Origin of the sequence: Prolixibacter denitrificans (assembly GCF_003014495.1) — a bacterium.
Taxonomy (GTDB): domain Bacteria; phylum Bacteroidota; class Bacteroidia; order Bacteroidales; family Prolixibacteraceae; genus Prolixibacter; species Prolixibacter denitrificans.
This window is the reverse complement of record NZ_PYGC01000003.1, coordinates 485300-504686: the sequence shown is the minus strand read 5'-3', so window position 1 is coordinate 504686 and position 19387 is coordinate 485300. Positions and strand designations below refer to the sequence as shown.

Sequence of the window (19387 nt, the reverse complement as noted above, 5' to 3'; positions counted from 1 at the left end):
TAGGAAAAGAAAAACGGAACGTGATGCAGCTAACGATAGTAGCCCGTCACGTTCCGCAGTTGTTTTATATTTTCCGTTTGTTGGCAATAAAGAAGTAAATAATGAAGCCAACCGAAACAAAGACCAATACAATTCCGAACGGAATCAGTGCATTGTAGGAATGAGCCCAGGGAATTCCCGGTAGATTTTGAACCACGTCAGCTACAATGAGACCAGCGCCACCCATAATGGTACTACACCATTAACTCCGCTGGGTAAAGGATTGAACCTGCCTACTGCCAATATGAAAATCTATGCCGATTTGGCCCCCGGAGTACAGGTTCACCTGACTACTTATTTGTCATCTCGTCACCACGAGGAAACCTGGGTTAAGGGTGGATATTTGCTGATGGATCAGCTTCCCTTCCTGAACTCGGATGCTATTGACAAACTGATGCAGAAACTGACCCTTAAAGTTGGTATGATGGAACTCAACTATGGTGATGAGCACTTCCGTCGTTCCGATAACGGAAATATTAGTCGTAATGCATTTGTCGGTAACTACATCATGGATGCCTTCACTACTGCTGGAGGTGCTGAGCTTATGTACCGCAACAATGGTTGGTTGGCAATGGGTGCCGTTTCCAATGGTACGTTGAAGCCTGCAATCGCTGCTTACAGTGCAAGAAGTAATTCTTATACAACCTATAATACTGCGGATGAGTTGGCCTTCTATGGTAAGGTTGGTTTTGATAAACAGCTGAGTGAAAACTTCCGTCTGCGTACAACTGTGTCACTTTACAGCTGTGCTAAAAACCACTTCGGTTCGCTTTATTATGGTGACCGTACCGGTTCTCGCTACTATTTGGTAATGAAGCCGCAAACCGGAAGTGCTGATGACGTAGATATTTCTTCAGATCACACAACTGGTCGTTGGGGCCCGGGTTTCACCAACAAAGACAATTCTACCATGGTTAACTTATTTGCAAAATACTATGGTTTTGAAATGTTCGGAACATACGAGAAAGCAAAAGGCACAGGCGCGTTTGGTGGTGATTTTGATTTCAACCAGTTCGCAATCGAAGGTATTTACCACTTTGGTGGACAGGAGCAGTTCTATCTGGGTACTCGCTACAACAAAGTGAAGAACAGCAATGACATGAACATTGACCGTGTACAGATTGCCGGAGGATGGCACATGACTAAGAACATTCTGGCCAAATTGGAGTATGTAAACCAGAACTACAATAACTTTAACGGTAATTATACTACAAGTGCTGGATACCAAGCCGGAACTAAGGCTGGATTCAAAGGTATTATGTTCGAAGCTGGAATTTCTTTCTAAGTTCATCCAGGTTACATCCATTATATATTGTTTAGTAAAGGCCTTCCCCCCTGCGGGGGAAGGTTCTGTTTTTTCAGCTAGTGATGTAATTTCACATAAGTTCCGTGGCAGTTTGGAACAAAAGAGTTCCAATTCGGGTTTACTTAACTATAACCGGGAAACAAAATGAGAAGAAGCGGTTACATAGGGAAGGTATTATTTCAGGTTATTCTTCTTGTATTCCTGCTGAATTCAAGCGGATGGGCAAAAAATGCCCGTTACAGTGGAGTGTGTCAACTTGCCAAAGTGCGTATTGACGGTTCCACAAATGTCAACCAATTCCACTTTTATTATCGTCACGTATTGACGGAAGACTTTTCATTAGCAGTGCTTCCTGCTGGTTCCAACTCCCTTGACTCTCTTTCGTTTTTCATCCCCATTGAGCATATTGATGCCAGTAATCCAGCTATGTTTGATGATTTCAAGGAATTATTGAAGGCATCGAAGTATCCGGAAATCAAAATTACCATTAGTGACGCTGAGTTGCTGCATATTTTTACCTCAAGGGATGTAAAGAATATCCCACTGAATATAACTATCGCGGGCATGACAAATGATTACGTTTCGCCCATTGAAGTGGTTAATAACGAGGAAAATCAGCTTGTCGTTAGAGGAAGAACCCGCATTCAATTGACGGATTACAACATTTCTCCTCCACGTCGTTTCCTGGGAATGATTCGGGTAAAAGATGAAGTATTTATTAATTTTGAGATCAAACTAATCACCCAAAAAGCCAATTCGCCGTGAAATTCAATACGAAAACCAGATATGGGATGCGTGTAATGATTGAGATAGCATTAAACGGAGATCCCGATGGCATATTTCAGAAGGATATTGCCCAAAATCAAGACTTGTCAGTAAAGTACCTCGACCAGATTATTGCTTCGTTAAAAGCAGCCGGACTTGTTGCCAACTTACGTGGCCGAAAGAGTGGATACATTCTTGGTCGCGATCCCTCTCAAATTACCATTTACGATATACACCGGGCCTTTGAACCCGGGATTTGCATCGTCGATTGCCTTTCAAAAAACTTCGAGTGTGATAAAGCGAGTAGTTGCACAGCCCGTGATTTTTGGGATGTATTAAATCAAAAGATTGTCGATCATTTCAAAAGTATGACGTTGGAGACATTGGTTGCTGATGTCAGAAGTCGGCATGAACCAATTGATTAAGAGCTATTTCTTAATTCATTTTATCCATTATTCCAAAATACTTCACCAAGGAGACGTCAATATCCTCACCGGATCATGTTTTGGCGCTTTGGTATTTTCCTGCCCGAGAAAAAATTGAGAAGTTTTTGTATTTGATAATTGCACAAGTCCTGTTACAAAAGAGGACCATGGGTGTGTTACAAAAATGTTTTCATCATTATCCACCCGGATACATTTCCATAGATGTAAAGCGAATATCCAGTAAGTTGAATTTTTCCAGATAAGTATCAAGGCGTTGTTAGTTATGTGTTTACAGTGGGGTTCGCGCTGTTGTTTTCGTGTGACGAAAGAATCATGTCTTGTAACAATATTGTAATTTTTCCTTAACCGCGGTGTAACAACCTCGTACCACATTTGCCAGTGGAAAGTTACTTTAAGTTATCTAACAATGAGAAAAATTCAATTCAGCTTGTTGCTGATCATGATCAGTGGTAGCCTGTTTGCGCAGTCAGCAAAAACGGAAACGGGCAATGCTGATTTCAAACCACACTGAAAGCTTTTGTTAAAGTTTTCAGTGATTTTAAGTATGAACAAAATCAACCGGCATTCGAAATTTCCCGGGCTTATTTCGGGTACGAATATGCATTTAGTCAGCAGTTTTCCGGTAAGGTTAATTTCGATATCGGAAACCCTGGTGTTGGAGGTCTGCAGATGACAGCCAACTTGAAAAATGCTTATTTACAGTACGCCAACGACAACCTGAAATTTAATTTTGGTTTGATTGGGACCAAGGCATTTAATCTTCAGGAAAGCATGTGGGGACATCGTTACCTGTACAAATCGTTCATGGATCAGCATGGTTACGATCCGAGTGCTGATTTGGGTGCTTCGGCAGTGTTGAAATTGGCCTCGGTGGCAAGTTTGGATGTTTCGGTACTGAACGGTGAAGGGTACAAGCATCTTCAGAAAGACAGTGTTTTGATGTACACAGCAGGTATAACCTTGAAACCTGTTAAAAACCTTTATGCCCGCCTATATGTTGATTACATGAAAAAAACTGTTGCTCAGAGTACATATGCCGCATTTTTGGGATACAAGGGCGATGATTTTATTGCTGGTGCTGAATACAACTACCAGCAGGGACATGGTAATGTAACCGACCACAATTTATCAGGTTTATCGTTGTATACGACCGTGAATGTTGCAAAAAAATCGGATGTCTTTGTTCGTTACGACAACCTGACATCAAAGAAAATTAACGGAGCAACAGATGGATGGAATGTAGCCAAAGACGGTAGTCTGTTCTTAGCAGGTGTTGAACTCAATCCTGTTAAAGGAGTAAAAGTGGCGCCAAACTTCCGCGTGTGGAGTCCGTCTCAGAGCGGAAGCAGTGCCGAAACAGGTTTCTATCTCAGCCTCGAAATGAAATTTTAATTCTTCCATAATTCTTGAAACAGCTTTTTAATAGTTGAATTATAAAACCTTTTCAAAATGAAAAAGATCCTAATTTTATTGGCTGTCGTAACAGCGTTTACAGCATGCAAAAGCGGCAGTAAGAAAAAAGGTACTGATGAGAAGTCGGCCAAGACTGAAATTTCATTGAGTGCAGCAGGTTCTACTTTCGCTGGACCTTTCTACAAAACTGCTTTCAAAAAGTATTTCGATTTAACCGGTGTTCAAACATCTTATGGTCTGACCGGATCGGGTGCTGGTATCCGCAGCCTGAAGGATCGCGTAGTTGACTTCTGTGGAAGCGATGCTTTCTTAAGCGATACTGAAGCAGCTCAAATGCCTGCACCGGTTGTTCACGTAGCTACTTGTAGCGGTGCTGTTGATATTGCTTTCAACGTACCCGGAATCGATTCAATCAAACTGGATCAAGAAGTATTGGCTGATATTTTCCTTGGAAAAATCACTAACTGGAATGATGCCAAACTGAAAGCAATCAACCCTGGTGTTAAATTCCCCGACCTGGCTATCTCCGTGGTTCACCGTTCAGACGGTAGTGGTACGACCTTCATTTTCAGTGACTACATGTCAAAGATTAGCAAGGAGTGGAAAGATCAAATTGGCGTTGGAAAATCACTGAACTGGCCTGTTGGTATGGGCGCCAAAGGAAATCCTGGCGTTGCCGGAATCATCAGCTCAACTGTCGGTTCTATCGGATACATCGGTTCTGATTATGCATTTGCACAGAAAATTTCTTTCGCTCTGCTGAAAAATGCTGCCGGAAACTATATTGCTCCGACCATCGCTGCTGTTAGTGCTGCTGGTAAAGGCGATATGCCTGCTGATACCCGTATAATGGAAACCAACTCAACAGCTCCTGATGCTTATCCAATCAGTGGATTTACCTGGATTATTCTTTACAAAGAACAAGCATATAACGGCCGCTCACTGGAACAGGCTCAGGCTACCGTGAAACTGATCGACTGGATGCTGGATCCTGCTGCACAGGGAATTGCTAAAGAGTTGAAATATGCACCGCTGCCTGATAAAGTAGTGCAAATTGACAAAGCTATTTTACGGACGGTGACTTACAATGGAAAACCGATACTCAAATAGAATGCTTCTAATTCACTTCAATGAATAATAGCGATAAGATTACAAAATACTTTTTATTTGCAGGATCATTTTTGATTCTGATTGTTGCAGGCGGTATGGTCTACTCCCTTGTTGGGGGGGCCATACCGGCTTTTCATAAATTTGGTTGGCATTTTATCACTTCAACGAACTGGAATCCCACTGAAGGACGGGAAAGTTACGGAGCAATGCCCTTTATTGCCGGTACGATGATTACTTCAGTGCTGGCTTTGCTGATTTCGATACCAATGGCATTTTCGACCTCGTTGTTTGTGTCGGAATATTTCCGTAAAACCCCAGTCGCATCAGTTTTAAGTACACTGGTGGATTTACTTGCGGGGATTCCTTCCATCGTATATGGCCTCTGGGGCTTTTACACCCTACGTCCGGTTATTATGCATCTCGGACTTAGTCCGCAGGGCTTTGGAGTTTTTACTTCGGGAATCATCCTGGCGATCATGATTATACCTTATGCGACCTCCCTAAGTAATGAAATCATTGTGATGGTGCCCAATGAGCTGAAGGAAGCAGCGTATTCGCTGGGAGCCACCCGGATGGAGGTTATTTTCAATGTGATTGTGCCTAATGCCCGTTCCGGAATTGTGGCTAGTTATATTTTGGCTTTTGGACGTGCTTTAGGTGAAACCATGGCAGTTACGATGTTGATTGGTAATGCGAATAAGGTACCTCATAGTTTATTCGACACCGGCAATACGATGGCCAGTGTTATTGCCAATCAATTTGGTGAAGCAGATGGACTGAAGTTAAGTTCACTGATAGCCATTGGCCTTTTACTTTTTGTCATAACAGCACTGGTGAATACCGCCGGCAAATTTATCATCAAAAAATTGTCCTAACGGATTAACTATTTTCAAACCGCAACGAAATGAAAGCGATTGCTATCCGTGATAATTCAAACAGCCGCAACACAAAGAACAAGATCTTTCTGGGGATTGTCATCTTTTTCTCTTTGTTAACCATTTTGCCCATTATTCTGATTGTAGGAGAATTAGTTGTTAAGGGAATTGGACAGATTAATCTTTCGTTTTTTACTGAAGCTGCTCCTGACACGCTCCAGGCTATGGTCGCCAAAGCCAATGGAGAAACCATTCCCGGTGGTATTGCCAACGGTATTACAGGTTCCATCCTTATTGTGGTTTTAGCCGCGGTGATGGCCATCCCGTTTGGAATTATTACAGGGATTTATCTTTACGAGACTCCCGGCAAACGTTATTCCAACATCATTCGTGATATCGCTGATATACTGCAAGGGGTTCCGTCTATTGTGCTGGGCCTCATCGTTTACCTGTGGGTTGTGAAATATATTACCCATAGCTATTCGGCTTTGGCCGGAAGTGTATCATTGGCCATTATGATGTTGCCTTTAATTATTCGCTCAACGGAAGAAACGCTCAAAATGATCCCCGGAACACTCAAAGAAGCTGCAGTTGCTCTTGGTGTACCTTATCATAAGATTATTCTTCGCGTTCTAATCCCTTCAAGTTTCAGCGGATTGCTCACCGGTATTTTGATTTCTATTTCGCGAATACTTGGTGAAACCGCACCGCTTATGTTGACAACGCTTGGGAACCCTCGGATTAACTGGGATATAACACACCCGACCAGTGCTGTACCGCTGTTGATCTGGCAATTCTATAACGACCCGAATATGGTGGAATTGATTTGGAGTTCTTCGCTCTTCCTGATGGGATTTGTACTCACGTTGAACATCATTTCAAAGCGAATTTCGGCAAAGCACAGTATTCATTAACTTAGCAGAAAAGATACTGCCGGTTGGCAGACGTGACGAAAAAACGAAATTTTGAACAGAAAAGCATTTCCGGCTTAAATCGAACAATATCGATGAACGAAAATATTATTGAAGTTAAAAACCCTGTATTGTCTATTCAGAACTTGTCGATAGCATACGACAAGGGAGGTAAGTATGCCGTAAAGGACGTTTCGGTTGACGTAAAACGTGACTCTATTACTGCAATAATGGGACCCTCGGGGTGTGGTAAAAGCACCTTGCTGAGAGCCATTAACAGGATGCACGAGTTGTACCCGAACATTGTTACCGAAGGGAAAATCCTGTTGAACGATGAAGATGTGTACGGGATGTCGACTATAAAACTCAGGCGGAAGATTGGAATGGTTTTTCAACGACCCAATCCGTTCCCGACCATGAGTATTTTCGATAATGTGATTGCCGGATACAAACTCAACGGAATTCGATTGAAAAAAAGCGAGAGGGAAGAAATTGTTGAAACTTCGCTTAGGGATGTGGCTTTGTGGGATGAGGTACGAGAATCACTCTTTAAGAAGGGAACGTTTCTTTCAGGCGGACAACAGCAACGGTTGTGTATTGCGCGCGCGTTGGCGTTTAAACCAGATGTAATTCTTCTGGACGAGCCTACATCGGCTCTCGACCCGGTAGCGACAGCACGAGTTGAAGATTTGTTGGTTGAATTGAAAAAGAATTACACCATTGTCCTGGTGACGCATAACATGTCTCAGGCGGCTCGTATTTCAGATAACGCCATGTTTATGTATCTTGGAGAATTGGTGGAGTACGATAAAACGAAAACGATGTTTACGAATCCGAAGGATTCGCGTACCGAAGGCTACCTTACCGGAGAATTTGGGTAATTTGTAAGCAATTGGATCACGGAATAGTAAATAATTGCAACCAACTTAACCAAACGAAAGTTCTACTTTCCTTAAATCGAACGAACAAATGAGTATAAACAAGGAAAACGCGATACAGGATATTCTCTCACGTTTCGAGGATATGGCCAACACCATTCTTCGTCAACTCGACTTGATAGAGGAAGTAATGAGCCAGGGAGAAACAGAAGTTCCGGCAAACATTGCAAAGGAAATTGCCAGCAACGAGAAGAAAATCGATAAACTGGATGTGAAAATTGGTGAAAAGATTGTCAACACCATCGTGCTGCAGAAGCCGGTAGCTTCTGATTTGCGTCAGATGATGGCTATTTACCAGATGGTTGGCGATTTGGAACGCATAGGCGATTTGGTGACCAATATTGCCGGTTCGATTCCCAGGATTAAGGATGAGGCGGTATTCGAGCGTTTGTCGGATGTTATTTCCAATATGTTGATTTCAAGTGTGAACATGGTTCGAAAATCAATTCTTTCGTTTATCAATAACGATAAGGAGTATGCAATTTGGACCATCAAAAATGACTCGGTAATTGACGAACTGAATCATAAACTCATAAAGAAAACCGTTAAAAAGAGTAAACTACCTAAGGAAACTCAGGATATGTTGCTCAGCTTTATCAATATCAACAGTATTATTTCGAATATTGAACGCATTGCTGACCATGCAACTAACGTAGCAGAAGCATCTATTTATTCGCTCGAGGGTACAGACATTCGCCATAAACAGATTGATCTGGATGGTGATGAGTTATAGCGGAACGGCAGCTTGATGGTGGTGAAGGAGCTTGGTCGATGTAAAACTTATGAAAAATGGCAAAAGACAAACCTCGTATTTTAATTGTTGACGACGAAGAGGACATTTGCGAAATCCTTCAGTTTAACCTCGAAAGTGAAGGTTTCGAAACAGATGTTGCGCTTTCGGCTGAAGATGCAATGACCAAAAAGCTTAAGAAGTACAACCTGATTTTGCTGGATGTGATGATGGGCAAAATGTCTGGTTTTCGTTTGGCCGAAAAGATTCGGAAAGACATGAGCCTGACCGTTCCAATCATTTTTCTTACAGCAAAAGATACCGAAAACGATGTGGTGACCGGCTTTAATATTGGAGCCGACGATTATATTCCAAAGCCATTTTCGATAAAAGAAGTGGTCGTTCGGGTAAAGGCTGTAATGCGCCGCAGCAGTGGTGAAATACAGCATGTAGAGCCGGTAATTACTTCCGGTAAATTTAAACTGGATACCGAAATAAAGCGCTTGCTGATTGGCGATAAAAAAATTGAGCTAACACGCAAGGAGTTTGAAGTGATGCGGTTATTGATGGAAAACGAAGGACGAATCTTTCCTCGGGAAGACATTTTGAGCCGTGTTTGGAGTGATGATGTGGTGGTGACCGACCGAACCGTTGATGTAAACATTACGCGGTTGCGCAAGAAATTGGGAGAGTACGGAAAGTGCATCCGGAATAAATCAGGTTTTGGCTATTATTTTGAGGTTTAACACTGACAAAATTTAGATACAACGATGTTTACAAAAGACAGCTTTCAACGGAAATTATTCGTCTATTACTTCTCTCTTTTTGTGGTATTTACGATGTCGATCCTGATATATCAGTATCAACGCGAAAAGGACTACCGGAAAGGACAATTGGATGCCTCGCTTGAAAGCTATACCAATCTGACGGATCAATACATCCGGCACGAAGGAATTTATTCCAGTAGCAATTTTGCCAAACTCGATTCATTAAAATCGTTGATTCCGACCAATGAAGTTCGAATTACGGTCATTAATCACGATGGCAAAGTTCTGTATGATACTTCGGTGAAAGATTACGCGCACATGGAAAACCATTTGCAGCGACCTGAAGTACAGAAATCTATTTATTCCGACTTTGGTGCCAACCTTCGGAAATCACATACCACCGGAAAAGATTACTATTACTTTGCTCGTTTCTACCAGGATTATTTTGTTCGGGCAGCAGCGGTTTACAACATGCAGATTCAGCATTTTCTGCAGGCCGAAAAGACATTTATCATATTTATTCTTTTCCTGTTCTTCGTCATCTGGCTCGTTCTGCGCATCGTGTCGCGCCGCATGGGTGACAGTATCAATAAGCTGAAGGATTTTGCGGTAACCATTCGTCGTGGAGGCACATACGATCGCAACATTCAATTCCCCGATGATGAGCTTGGAGTTATTAGTCACGAGATCATCAAGCTTTACAAGCAGCTGCGTAGAACCAAGGATGAGTTAACCCAGGAGAAAGAGAAGTTGTTCAGTCACCTTTTTGTGTTGAACGAAGGAGTGGCATTCTTTTCGTCCGAAAAGAAAACCATGCTCTCGAACAATCACTTTATTCAGTTCATCAACATTATTTCCGAGGAGTCAACCATTTCTGCCGAGCAGGTATTCCAGGTAAAAGCGTTTGACGCTATTAACCTTTTTCTGGATGAAATTCTGCAATCGGAGACGGAGTTTTTCCTGCATGATTTGCCGAGAACAGAAATGAATGTTCAGGTTGGTGGACGGTATTTCCATGTACAGTGCATCGTGTTTCAGGATAAAACATTCGAGATCATTATTACCGACAATACCAAGCTGGTGAAGCAGCGTTTGATGAAACAGCAGATGACTTCGAACATCGCACACGAGTTGAAAACGCCCATTGCTTCGGCAAAAGGTTATCTGGAAACAATCCTGGAGTCGCCTGGTCTCGATTCCGAAAAACAACGTCATTTTATCGAAAAGGCAAACAGCCAGGTAAACCGTTTGACCAAATTAGTTGGTGACATCGCTCTGTTGAATAAGATAGAAGAGGCTGGAGAGTATTATACTATTGAGAAAGTGACGGTTGGGAAGTTGATTTCGGAAGTAGTCGATAGTTTTCAGACCATGATTAACCGCAAGAGTGTGGTGGTTGAGGTCGACGCTGATTATGATTTGGCGGTGAAAGGAAATTACTCCCTGGTATTCTCTATTTTCCAGAACTTGATGGAAAATGCATTGAACTACGCCGGTGAAAATATTACCATAACCATTAATCACTACCTCGAAGACGACAAGTTCCATTATTTTGCTTTCTCTGATAATGGAATCGGTATAGCAGAAGAGCACTTATCACGCATTTTTGAACGCTTCTACCGAATCGATTCAGGACGTTCACGCAAGTTGGGAGGAACCGGTTTGGGACTAGCCATCGTGAAGCACGCTGTGGTTTACCAGAAGGGCGAAATAACGGTGAGAAACCGAAAAGAAGGAGGACTCGAATTCCTGTTCTCGTTACCTAGGTTCATCGAAAAGAAATAATTCATATCATCATTCAGGTAAAGGCTGTCCCGGTAACGGGATGGCCTTTCTTTTTAACGACAAAATTACAGTTTAAAATGACATAATGACTTAGCTTGAAGTTGTTTATATGTGTTTTTGTCAGTTGTGTTTTTCTTCCTGAAAAGGAATGAAAAGAAGAAATTATTGTAAATCAATCGACTTGCTAAATATGGTCGCAGGTAAAAGGGAAGTTGGTTTGGCGTGGCATATTACTTGTTTTTTTACTGAGTGAATTTGCTAATTGAAATAAGAAGTAAGAACTTGAATGTTGAACTAAAAAGTTAGGAGGGTTTATTATGGCAATTGTAAAAGCTAACAACCGAATGTTCCCGTCTGTCCCTTCTTTCTTCGATAACTTTTTCTCAAGGGATTGGATGGATTGGACAAACTCCAATTTCGCAGACATGGACAGTACGTTGCCTGCTGTTAATGTCAAGGAATCGGATGATGACTATGTAATTGAAGTCGCTGCTCCTGGATTGTCCAAAGATGATTTTAAAATCGATTTGGATAATAACCGTTTGACTATTTCTTCCGAAAAGCAGGAAGAAAACAAGACAGACGAAGAGGGCAAATATACGCAGCGCGAATTCAGGTATCAGGCTTTCCAGCGCACATTCCATCTGTCTGGAAATGTAGTAGACAGCGATAAGATCGCCGCTAAGTACAAAGATGGAATTTTGTGCGTTACGCTTCCCAAACGGGAAGAAATAAAGCCGAAACCTGCCAAGCAAATCAAGATTTCATAAAACATGCAAAAGGCCGTCAGTCATCGACGGCCTTTTTTCATACGGGTAATGCATGTTTGGTTTACAACTAATTACTTTCGATTACCTGTCCTTTCTCCCGGTACAAATCAATCTTCCCGTCAAGCAGAACAGCAATCACCGTAACCTGCGGGTCAAGCACTCTTTCAGGAACATCGATATAAACGATGCCCGGCACGCTACTCCAGTATTGTTTCCCAATTACTTTCCAGTTGAGTTTGGTACCGTTGCCAACGACCCAGATTCGGTTTATTTTGTTTTTCAATCCTTTTATCATTAACGGTCCTACCGGTTTATATGGCAGGTACAGATACAGAATGTCTCCCTTTTGGTTGAGCGCTGTTGGACCGTAAAAATGTTCGGGTGGAATGCCTGCGCGGGTTCCGTAAATCGCTTCCTTGTGTTTCGATGTCCAACGCCCCAGTTCTTTTAAAATATCAACTTGTTGTTGGGGAATGGTCCCGTCAGCTTTCGGCCCAATGTCCAGTAGCAAATTGCCGCCCATGCAGATGCATTCCACCAGCATCCGGATGATTTGATTGGCCGACTTGTAATTGGTGTCGTTGGGCTGGTATCCCCACGAATCATTCATGGTCATGCACAGTTCCCAGTATTTACTTTCGGGTTTCGTAACCGGAAGTCCTTGCTCGGGGGTTTCATAATCGCCATAGCCCTGAATGCGGGAATTCAGGATGACGTTCTTGTTGTATTTTCTCAAATCGGCAGCCAGTTCTTTAGCATGCCACTTTTCAGCGGATTGTTCCCAGTCACCATCAAACCAAAACAGAGCGGGATGAAATTTTTTAGAAAGTTCTTCCAGTTGGCAAAAATTGAATTTAACAAAGCGGTTCCAGCGGACTGAATCGTTGGTGTATCGTTTCTTTTCACGGGTCCAATTCGGATAATTCGGGTTGCTCCAGTCGAGCAGGGAGTAATAAAGGCCAACTTTCAATCCTTCTTTTCGGGCAGCTTTAACAAATGGAGCGACCAAATCGCGACCGGCTGGTGTTTTCTTTACCACGTTCAAATCGCTACACTCTGTATCCCACAAGGCAACACCATCGTGATGCTTCGTGGTTAACACCGTATATTTCGCTCCACTCTCTTTGATCAATTTAGCCCATTCTTCGGGATGGTAATTGGCGGCCGTAAAGCCTTTGAGCTGCTTCATGTAATCGGGATAGGAAATATATCCGTTGTAAAATGACCAGCTTTCGTCTATTCCGTTTACCGCATAAATGCCCCAGTGGATGAAGATGCCCAGCTTCGCATCTTTGAACCAGGCCATTCGTTTTGCTTTTTCCTGCGAAGTCTCAGTGTTTTGAGCTTTTACCTTGAAACCAACGAGTAGAAACAGAAGTAAAAATACCGGAAGAATGCGATTCATTGCACAAATGGTTTAGTCGTCCAATTATTGAAAGCAATTTACGGTATTGGCAAATCTTTTTAAAAACTTTTACAAAGTTTGTTGAGAATATGAATTTTATTACTGGTAGCACTATATGAAGAATCGTGATAATATTATTAACTTTAACGTTGATGTTCAGGTTGCTGAGGCAATCTGAGGTTGAACACCGGCAAACAGGTACCTCTTACTTCCGGGGGATTTTCCTCTCTCGTGTGTGATGCTTTCTGATTCGCATTAGGTTTAAATATCGAGTCATGTACAGGCTGAAATTCATTTTCCTTGCTTTGTGGTTGATCTGGCTGGGAACTTCCTGCCGGACGGAGAGGAGCGTGTCGGGCATCGTAGGAACACCAATCCCGGGCGAAATTGAGAATTTCCCGGACTGGGCACATAAACTGATGGCCGATACATTGAAAGTGGATATGCCCGATCGTTCATCTGTTTCGCGCAATCCGATGATTTGGGAACCTGGCGACATCAGGGCCCCGATGCCGATTTTGGTTCCTGAAGAAATGAAGGAATTTTACCACCTAAAGATTTATCAGCCTAAAAACAACGACGGCTGGTATTCGCCTGACTACCGCGGTGATTTTTACCGGCAGCACGAGGAGCCGAGGGACACGGTTCGGCAGGTATTGTAGTTGGATATTTTGAGTATTCGAATTGTTATTGTTCTCTACGGTTTAACGCCAGGATTTCCTCCTTCAGGACGTCTCTGAAATCGAGGAAATTGTTTTGCAGCCGCAACATGTTCTCAGCGAAGAAGGCGAATATTTCATTCCACTGCTTTTGACGGTGCATGTCAAATCCCGTTTTTCGCTCGTAAATGCGGCAAACTTCCTGTCCGTTGTCGCGCTCAAAAGCAAAATCCCAAATTAATCCTTCCGGGAAACCGTCTTCCAGCAGCAACCGGTACTTCTCAAGCAGTTCGTAAACTTCCAGTCTGCGGGCTTCATTCTTATGGCTGATTTCCAGAATCACATCGGCAAATTCCCGGCCGACCTCAAATTTCAAGACTACATTGCTGATTTTAGTTCGGTGCAGAACCCATTTCTTCTTCATTACGGCCAGTTCCGGAAGCTGGCTGCAGTAGCCATCAAATTCGGTCCAAAAACGTTTAACTAACTCTTTCTTCTCCTCTTTCGTATACATGTGGGTGTGGAAAGTTTCCGCAAAGATAATGTTCCGCAAGTATTTGACGAAACCGGCCGGATTAGGCGGCTTCTTCTTATGCGTTGCACTGATGATTTTGTACATTTAATGGAAAAAATAGTGAGTTATGAAATCTATAAATCCGGCAACAGGAGAGTTGATAAAGGAATATTCCGAAATGAGTGAAGGACAGGTGAAGGAAGTTGTTGACCTGAACTTTGAAGCATGGAAGGGCTATCGCGAAACAAGTTTTGCCCAGCGTTCGCAATGGATGCAGAAGGCTGCAGAATTGTTGCGAAGCCGAAGGGAGGAATATGCGCGGTTGATTACCGCGGAGATGGGCAAGCGCATTGCAGAGTCGTATTCGGAAGTAGAGAAGTGTGCCTGGGTTTGTGAATATTATGCGGAAAACGCTGAGCAAATGCTGGTGGATGAGCTGATGGAATCGGACGCAACGAAGAGCATGGCCGTTTTCAATCCGTTGGGACCGGTTCTGGCGGTTATGCCGTGGAACTTTCCGTTTTGGCAAGTATTTCGCTTTGCGGCACCAGCACTTATGGCAGGCAATGCCGGCCTGTTGAAACATGCGTCAAATGTTCAGGGCTGTGCTCTGGCCATCGAGGAGGTGTTCAGGGATGCCGGTTTCCCGGAAAATATTTTTCGCACGTTGGTAATTTCCTCTTCCAAAGTGGAGGCTGTCATTGCTCATCCGGCTGTGAAAGCTGTTACCCTTACGGGAAGTGAATATGCCGGTAGTCAGGTGGCCTCGCTGGCAGGTAAATACCTGAAGAAGTCGGTGCTCGAGCTGGGCGGTTCCGATCCATTTATTGTTCTGGCGGATGCCGATTTGGAGAAAGCTGCAAAAGTAGCGGTTGGCTCCCGTATGATAACCTCGGGGCAGACCTGTATCGCAGCAAAGCGGTTCATCGTGGAGCAGCATGTTGCCGCACCGTTTCTTGAGAAAGTGAAAGCCTTGATGGAAGCATATGAACCAGGCGACCCGGGGAAAGAGGAAACGTCGCTGGCTCCGTTGGCCCGCCCCGATTTGGTCGACGATATCGACAACCAGGTGAAGAAATCGGTGGAGCAGGGAGCCCAGATTATTTCCGGCGGAAGCCGGGTGGAAGGAATTGGCAACTATTATTCTCCCACCATCTTAACGAATGTAAGCCGAGGGATGCCTGTTTACATGGAAGAAACCTTCGGGCCTGTGGCAGTTGTACTTCCGGTAGAAGATGAAAAAGAGGCAATTGAAGTGGCGAACGATAGTTTGTACGGACTAGGGGCTTCGCTCTGGACATCGGATTTGAAGAAAGGAGAGGAGTTGGCGAGAAAGATTGAGGCCGGGGCTGTCTTCGTTAATGGCCTGGTGAAATCGGACCCGCGGCTGCCTTTTGGCGGAATCAAGAATTCCGGATACGGAAGAGAGCTTTCCGGTTACGGGATAAAAGAGTTTGTGAATATCAAAACAGTTTGGATTAAATAGCTGAAAGCGTACTGAAAAGAAAAGCGGTCTGGAGAAGACCGCTTTTTTTATGTCATTCGATTGTTAGTTGTTAATCGGAATGGTTCCTTTCTCGGCTGCCCTCTTCAGTTTTTTGTTAGCGAAAATGGCAATTTCCACCCGGCGATTCAGTGCCCGGTGTGCCGGCGTATCGTTAGCCACAATGGGTTGCTCCTCGCCGTATCCCTTGGTGGTAATACGGGAGTAGGCCACATTGTGTCCTTCCAGGTACGTTGCTACACTTTCAGCCCGCCGTTCCGACAATTTCAGGTTGTACTCCGCTGTCCCGGTATTGTCGGTGTGACCCTCTACCAAAATATTGGTATCACCATATTTATTCAGAATCTGAGAGAGTTTGGCAAGCTGGTCTTTGGACTGCTGATTCAGCGCACTGGAGTTGAGTGCGAATAGAATACCGGAATCGAACGTAATTTTGATTCCTTCACCAACACGTTCCACTTTGGCACCTTCCAAATCTTTCTGCATTTCGGCAGCCTGCTTGTCCATGTAATTACCGATAACAGCGCCGGTTGCTCCACCAACTCCTGCACCAATAATGGCTCCGATAGCTGTATTTCCGGCCAGCTTTCCAATTCCGGCGCCTACCGCAGCGCCGGTTCCGGTTCCAATCATGGCACCTTTTTCGGCATTGTTCAGTGTTTTACATCCGGTAAAAAGAAAGGTGAGGAGAAGGATAAAGATTGCATACTTCTTCCCTTTCGGGATAAATAATTTTTGATTGTTCATGGTCTTGTTCTTTTAATATGGGTGAATCATATTTCTAGAATCTATAACAGTAAAACGAGAAAAATTCCTATTCCGGAACATAAAAAAACCCCGCCTTACAAGGCGAGGTTCGGGTATGATAAAATCCTGAGTGGATCAGGCTTTTTTCACTTTTTTGTAACCATAGATGGCATTTTTACCCAGTTCTTCTTCAATGCGAAGCAGCTGGTTGTATTTAGCCATACGGTCAGAACGGCTCAGAGAACCGGTTTTAATCTGGCCACTGTTGGTTGCTACCGCGATGTCAGCGATGGTTGAATCTTCGGTTTCACCTGAACGGTGAGAAGTTACGCTGGTATAACCTGCACGGTGAGCCATTTCGATAGCGTCGAGTGTTTCGGTGAGCGTACCAATCTGGTTCACTTTAATCAGGATAGAGTTGGCAGCATCCAGTTCGATACCTTTCTGCAGGTATTCAACGTTGGTTACGAACAGGTCGTCACCAACCAACTGGCACTTGTCACCCAGTTTTTTGTTGAGCATTACCCAACCATCCCAGTCGCCTTCGTCGCAACCGTCCTCGATAGAATCAATCGGGAATTTTTCAACCAGTTCAGCCAGGTAGTTCACCTGCTCTTCGCGGCTGCGTTTTGCACCGTTACCACCTTCAAATTTGGAATAGTCGTAAACTCCGTCGCTGTAGAATTCAGAAGAAGCACAGTCGAGAGCGATAGAAACATCGCCACCTTCTTCCAAACGACCTGGTTTGTAACCTGCGTTTTTAATAGCTTCGATGATGCTGTTCAAAGCATCTTCGGTACCATCGAGTGCCGGAGCAAAACCACCTTCGTCACCAACCGCGGTGCTGAGGTTACGTTTGCTAAGCACTTTCTTCAGGTGATGGAAAACTTCAGCACCCATGCGCAGTCCTTCGCGGAAAGACGGAGCACCAACGGGGCGAATCATGAATTCCTGGAAAGCAATCGGAGCATCGGAGTGAGAACCACCGTTGATGATGTTCATCATCGGAACGGGCAGGGTTTTGGCGTTGGTTCCACCGATGTAGCGATACAGCGGCATATCGAGGTAAGCAGCAGCAGCTTTAGCTACGGCCAGCGAAACACCCAACATGGCGTTAGCACCCAGTTTAGACTTGGTTTTGGTTCCGTCGAGTTCGAGCAATTTCTTGTCGAGGGCAACCTGATCGAGAGCGCTCATGCCAATAACTTCTTCGGCAATCACGTTATTTACGTTTTCAACAGCTTTCAGTACGCCTTTACCGAGGTAACGGCCTTTGTCACCATCACGAAGTTCGAGTGCTTCGTTTTCGCCGGTTGATGCACCTGACGGTACAGCAGCGCGACCTACAACACCGCTTTCGAGGGTAACTTCGACTTCAACGGTTGGGTTCCCGCGGGAATCCAGAATTTCTCTTCCGACTACTTTGTAAATCAACATTGTTTTTTGCTGTTTTTATGTTCAACATTTTTAGCTGTCAGGACGACAGCCAAGCAATAATTTTTATGCGTAATAAATCCTGACAAAGATAAACATTCCCTGTGAATTACGTCTACCTTTTATCGGGGAGAAATGAAATTTGTAGTTAAGTTAATAAAGAACCGAATGGCTTGATTTTACTGGTATTTTCCGATCGTGAATTTTCGGAATCAGGGTATTTTAATATATAGAAAAATAGATATCACGGGCTAGCAAATCACGATTCATTCCGGTGCTTTTTCCCCGGAAGGTAACGATGAACTTCTACCTCGTGTGTGGTAATCATTCCCCCCTTGCCCGATTTCTCCATCATCTCTTCTACGATAGGGATAAATTTCTTTACTCGTTCTTCGTTATCGGTAATGTCAATTAATATAGGAAGGTCGCCTCCCAACGCGAATATTTTCATGGTGTGGATGGAGTGGCTGGCACCGAACGACATAACACCGCGAAAGGCCGTAGCGCCGGCCATACCTTCTTTCCGGGCGGCATATATAATGGCTTCGTACAATGGCTGACTTTCGTATTTATCGGTTTCTCCGCATTGAATACGGAGGTTGAGAGCTTTTCCGTACAGTTCCATATGATTGAATTTTTCGGTTTAACGACAGACTTGTTGATCAGAAAATAACTCTGACCAGAACAATTCCCAAATAAACAGCCAATATTCCTGTAAAGAGACTTCCGCCGACGTTCAGGAACAGGTATTGCCACAGTTTTTCGTTGATCAGCGTGAGATTGTTATAGGCAAATGATGAGAAAGTGGTAAAGCCGCCACAAAACCCTACTGCAAGGAAAAGGCGGGCTTCGGGACTTAGCAGGTTGCCTCTGCTGGCCATTTCGTAAACAATACCAATGATAAGACTACCAACAATATTGACTACGAATGTTCCCATTGGAAAGGAACTATCCATAAACCGTTCAACTCCTTTTTGCGAAAGAAAACGGGAAATGCTTCCCAAACCTCCTCCTAAACCTACAATTAATGCTTCTTTCCACATAACTTATTCAATCGGTCACCAGATAAAATGATTGTAATCAGCCGACTCTGTCAAGTTGAATTATTTCGGCCTTTACTATTTTACGTTTACATAACAATAATCATTGGTAAAAGTAATAAAACAAGTCATGAAAAGAATTATCTTGAACCATTCAAAAGCTTCCGTGAGCCTTATTTAAAAATTACTTTATTCCGGAGATGATAATTTTCCGACAGACTAAACCGAG

The 19387-nt window shown here is 43.6% G+C and carries 20 protein-coding genes; 14 read left to right on the top strand and 6 right to left on the bottom strand.

What is annotated here, in order from left to right; genetic code table 11:
- Positions 1-187: 187 nt before the first annotated feature.
- The 12 genes from CLV93_RS09020 to CLV93_RS08965 all read left to right on the top strand — a co-directional run bounded on the left by CLV93_RS09020 (position 188) and on the right by CLV93_RS08965 (position 11855).
- On the top strand, positions 188-1324 hold the full coding sequence (locus tag CLV93_RS09020) for a hypothetical protein (protein ID WP_146141989.1): 1137 nt from the start codon (positions 188-190) through the stop codon (positions 1322-1324).
- 165 nt (positions 1325-1489) lie between these two features.
- Positions 1490-2110: a YceI family protein gene (locus CLV93_RS09015; RefSeq protein WP_106541834.1), complete on the top strand. Its 621-nt coding sequence runs from the start codon at positions 1490-1492 to the stop codon at positions 2108-2110.
- Positions 2107-2535, top strand: coding sequence for an RrF2 family transcriptional regulator (locus CLV93_RS09010; RefSeq protein ID WP_106541833.1), 429 nt, complete (start codon positions 2107-2109; stop codon positions 2533-2535). Before CLV93_RS09015 ends, CLV93_RS09010 begins: the two co-directional genes overlap by 4 nt.
- 690 nt (positions 2536-3225) lie before the next feature.
- Entirely contained in the window at positions 3226-3948 is a 723-nt protein-coding gene (locus tag CLV93_RS09005) for a hypothetical protein (RefSeq protein WP_106541832.1), read from the top strand.
- Positions 3949-4005: 57 nt separating this feature from the next.
- Complete coding sequence (gene pstS, locus CLV93_RS09000; RefSeq protein WP_106541831.1) at positions 4006-5079, top strand: phosphate ABC transporter substrate-binding protein PstS; 1074 nt, start codon at positions 4006-4008, stop codon at positions 5077-5079.
- A 20-nt stretch (positions 5080-5099) separates the two neighbouring features.
- Positions 5100-5954, top strand: a complete 855-nt coding sequence (gene pstC / locus CLV93_RS08995) for a phosphate ABC transporter permease subunit PstC (RefSeq protein WP_106541830.1) — start codon at positions 5100-5102, stop codon at positions 5952-5954.
- Positions 5955-5983: 29 nt separating this feature from the next.
- Positions 5984-6868, top strand: a complete 885-nt coding sequence (pstA, locus tag CLV93_RS08990; protein WP_106541829.1) for a phosphate ABC transporter permease PstA — start codon at positions 5984-5986, stop codon at positions 6866-6868.
- 92 nt (positions 6869-6960) lie between these two features.
- Entirely contained in the window at positions 6961-7746 is a 786-nt protein-coding gene (gene pstB, locus CLV93_RS08985; RefSeq protein ID WP_174821595.1) for a phosphate ABC transporter ATP-binding protein PstB, read from the top strand.
- 88 nt (positions 7747-7834) lie between these two features.
- Complete coding sequence (phoU, locus tag CLV93_RS08980) at positions 7835-8536, top strand: phosphate signaling complex protein PhoU (RefSeq protein ID WP_106541828.1); 702 nt, start codon at positions 7835-7837, stop codon at positions 8534-8536.
- A gap of 56 nt (positions 8537-8592) precedes the next feature.
- On the top strand, positions 8593-9279 hold the full coding sequence (phoB, locus tag CLV93_RS08975; RefSeq protein ID WP_106541827.1) for a two-component system response regulator PhoB: 687 nt from the start codon (positions 8593-8595) through the stop codon (positions 9277-9279).
- 24 nt (positions 9280-9303) lie between these two features.
- On the top strand, positions 9304-11085 hold the full coding sequence (gene phoR / locus CLV93_RS08970; protein WP_106541826.1) for a sensor histidine kinase: 1782 nt from the start codon (positions 9304-9306) through the stop codon (positions 11083-11085).
- Between the two features lie 317 nt (positions 11086-11402).
- Positions 11403-11855, top strand: a complete 453-nt coding sequence (locus CLV93_RS08965) for an Hsp20/alpha crystallin family protein (protein ID WP_106541825.1) — start codon at positions 11403-11405, stop codon at positions 11853-11855.
- A gap of 67 nt (positions 11856-11922) precedes the next feature.
- On the opposite strand, the gene CLV93_RS08960 is transcribed toward CLV93_RS08965, so the two are convergent.
- Positions 11923-13260: an alpha-L-fucosidase gene (locus CLV93_RS08960; protein ID WP_106541824.1), complete on the bottom strand. Its 1338-nt coding sequence runs from the start codon at positions 13258-13260 to the stop codon at positions 11923-11925.
- 275 nt (positions 13261-13535) lie between these two features.
- Here CLV93_RS08960 and CLV93_RS08955 point away from each other — a divergent pair, with 275 nt between their 5' ends.
- A complete protein-coding gene (locus tag CLV93_RS08955) occupies positions 13536-13922 on the top strand; it encodes a hypothetical protein (protein ID WP_106541823.1) in 387 nt (128 codons plus the stop codon).
- 25 nt (positions 13923-13947) lie between these two features.
- Here CLV93_RS08955 and CLV93_RS08950 read toward each other — a convergent pair whose 3' ends face one another.
- On the bottom strand, positions 13948-14538 hold the full coding sequence (locus tag CLV93_RS08950; RefSeq protein WP_211297789.1) for a DUF4268 domain-containing protein: 591 nt from the start codon (positions 14536-14538) through the stop codon (positions 13948-13950).
- 22 nt (positions 14539-14560) lie between these two features.
- Between CLV93_RS08950 and CLV93_RS08945 the strand changes: the two genes are divergently transcribed.
- Positions 14561-15919, top strand: a complete 1359-nt coding sequence (locus CLV93_RS08945) for an NAD-dependent succinate-semialdehyde dehydrogenase (RefSeq protein ID WP_106541822.1) — start codon at positions 14561-14563, stop codon at positions 15917-15919.
- 63 nt (positions 15920-15982) lie between these two features.
- Here CLV93_RS08945 and CLV93_RS08940 read toward each other — a convergent pair whose 3' ends face one another.
- The 4 genes from CLV93_RS08940 to crcB all read right to left on the bottom strand — a co-directional run bounded on the left by CLV93_RS08940 (position 15983) and on the right by crcB (position 19161).
- On the bottom strand, positions 15983-16684 hold the full coding sequence (locus CLV93_RS08940; RefSeq protein ID WP_106541821.1) for a YiaD family glycine zipper/OmpA-like lipoprotein: 702 nt from the start codon (positions 16682-16684) through the stop codon (positions 15983-15985).
- Positions 16685-16819: 135 nt separating this feature from the next.
- The gene (eno, locus tag CLV93_RS08935) at positions 16820-18121 is read right to left on the bottom strand and encodes a phosphopyruvate hydratase (RefSeq protein ID WP_106541820.1); all 1302 of its coding nucleotides are present in this window, start codon (positions 18119-18121) and stop codon (positions 16820-16822) included.
- Between the two features lie 256 nt (positions 18122-18377).
- On the bottom strand, positions 18378-18743 hold the full coding sequence (locus tag CLV93_RS08930; protein ID WP_106541819.1) for a DUF190 domain-containing protein: 366 nt from the start codon (positions 18741-18743) through the stop codon (positions 18378-18380).
- Positions 18744-18780: 37 nt separating this feature from the next.
- The gene (gene crcB / locus CLV93_RS08925; protein ID WP_106541818.1) at positions 18781-19161 is read right to left on the bottom strand and encodes a fluoride efflux transporter CrcB; all 381 of its coding nucleotides are present in this window, start codon (positions 19159-19161) and stop codon (positions 18781-18783) included.
- Positions 19162-19387 lie beyond the last annotated feature (226 nt).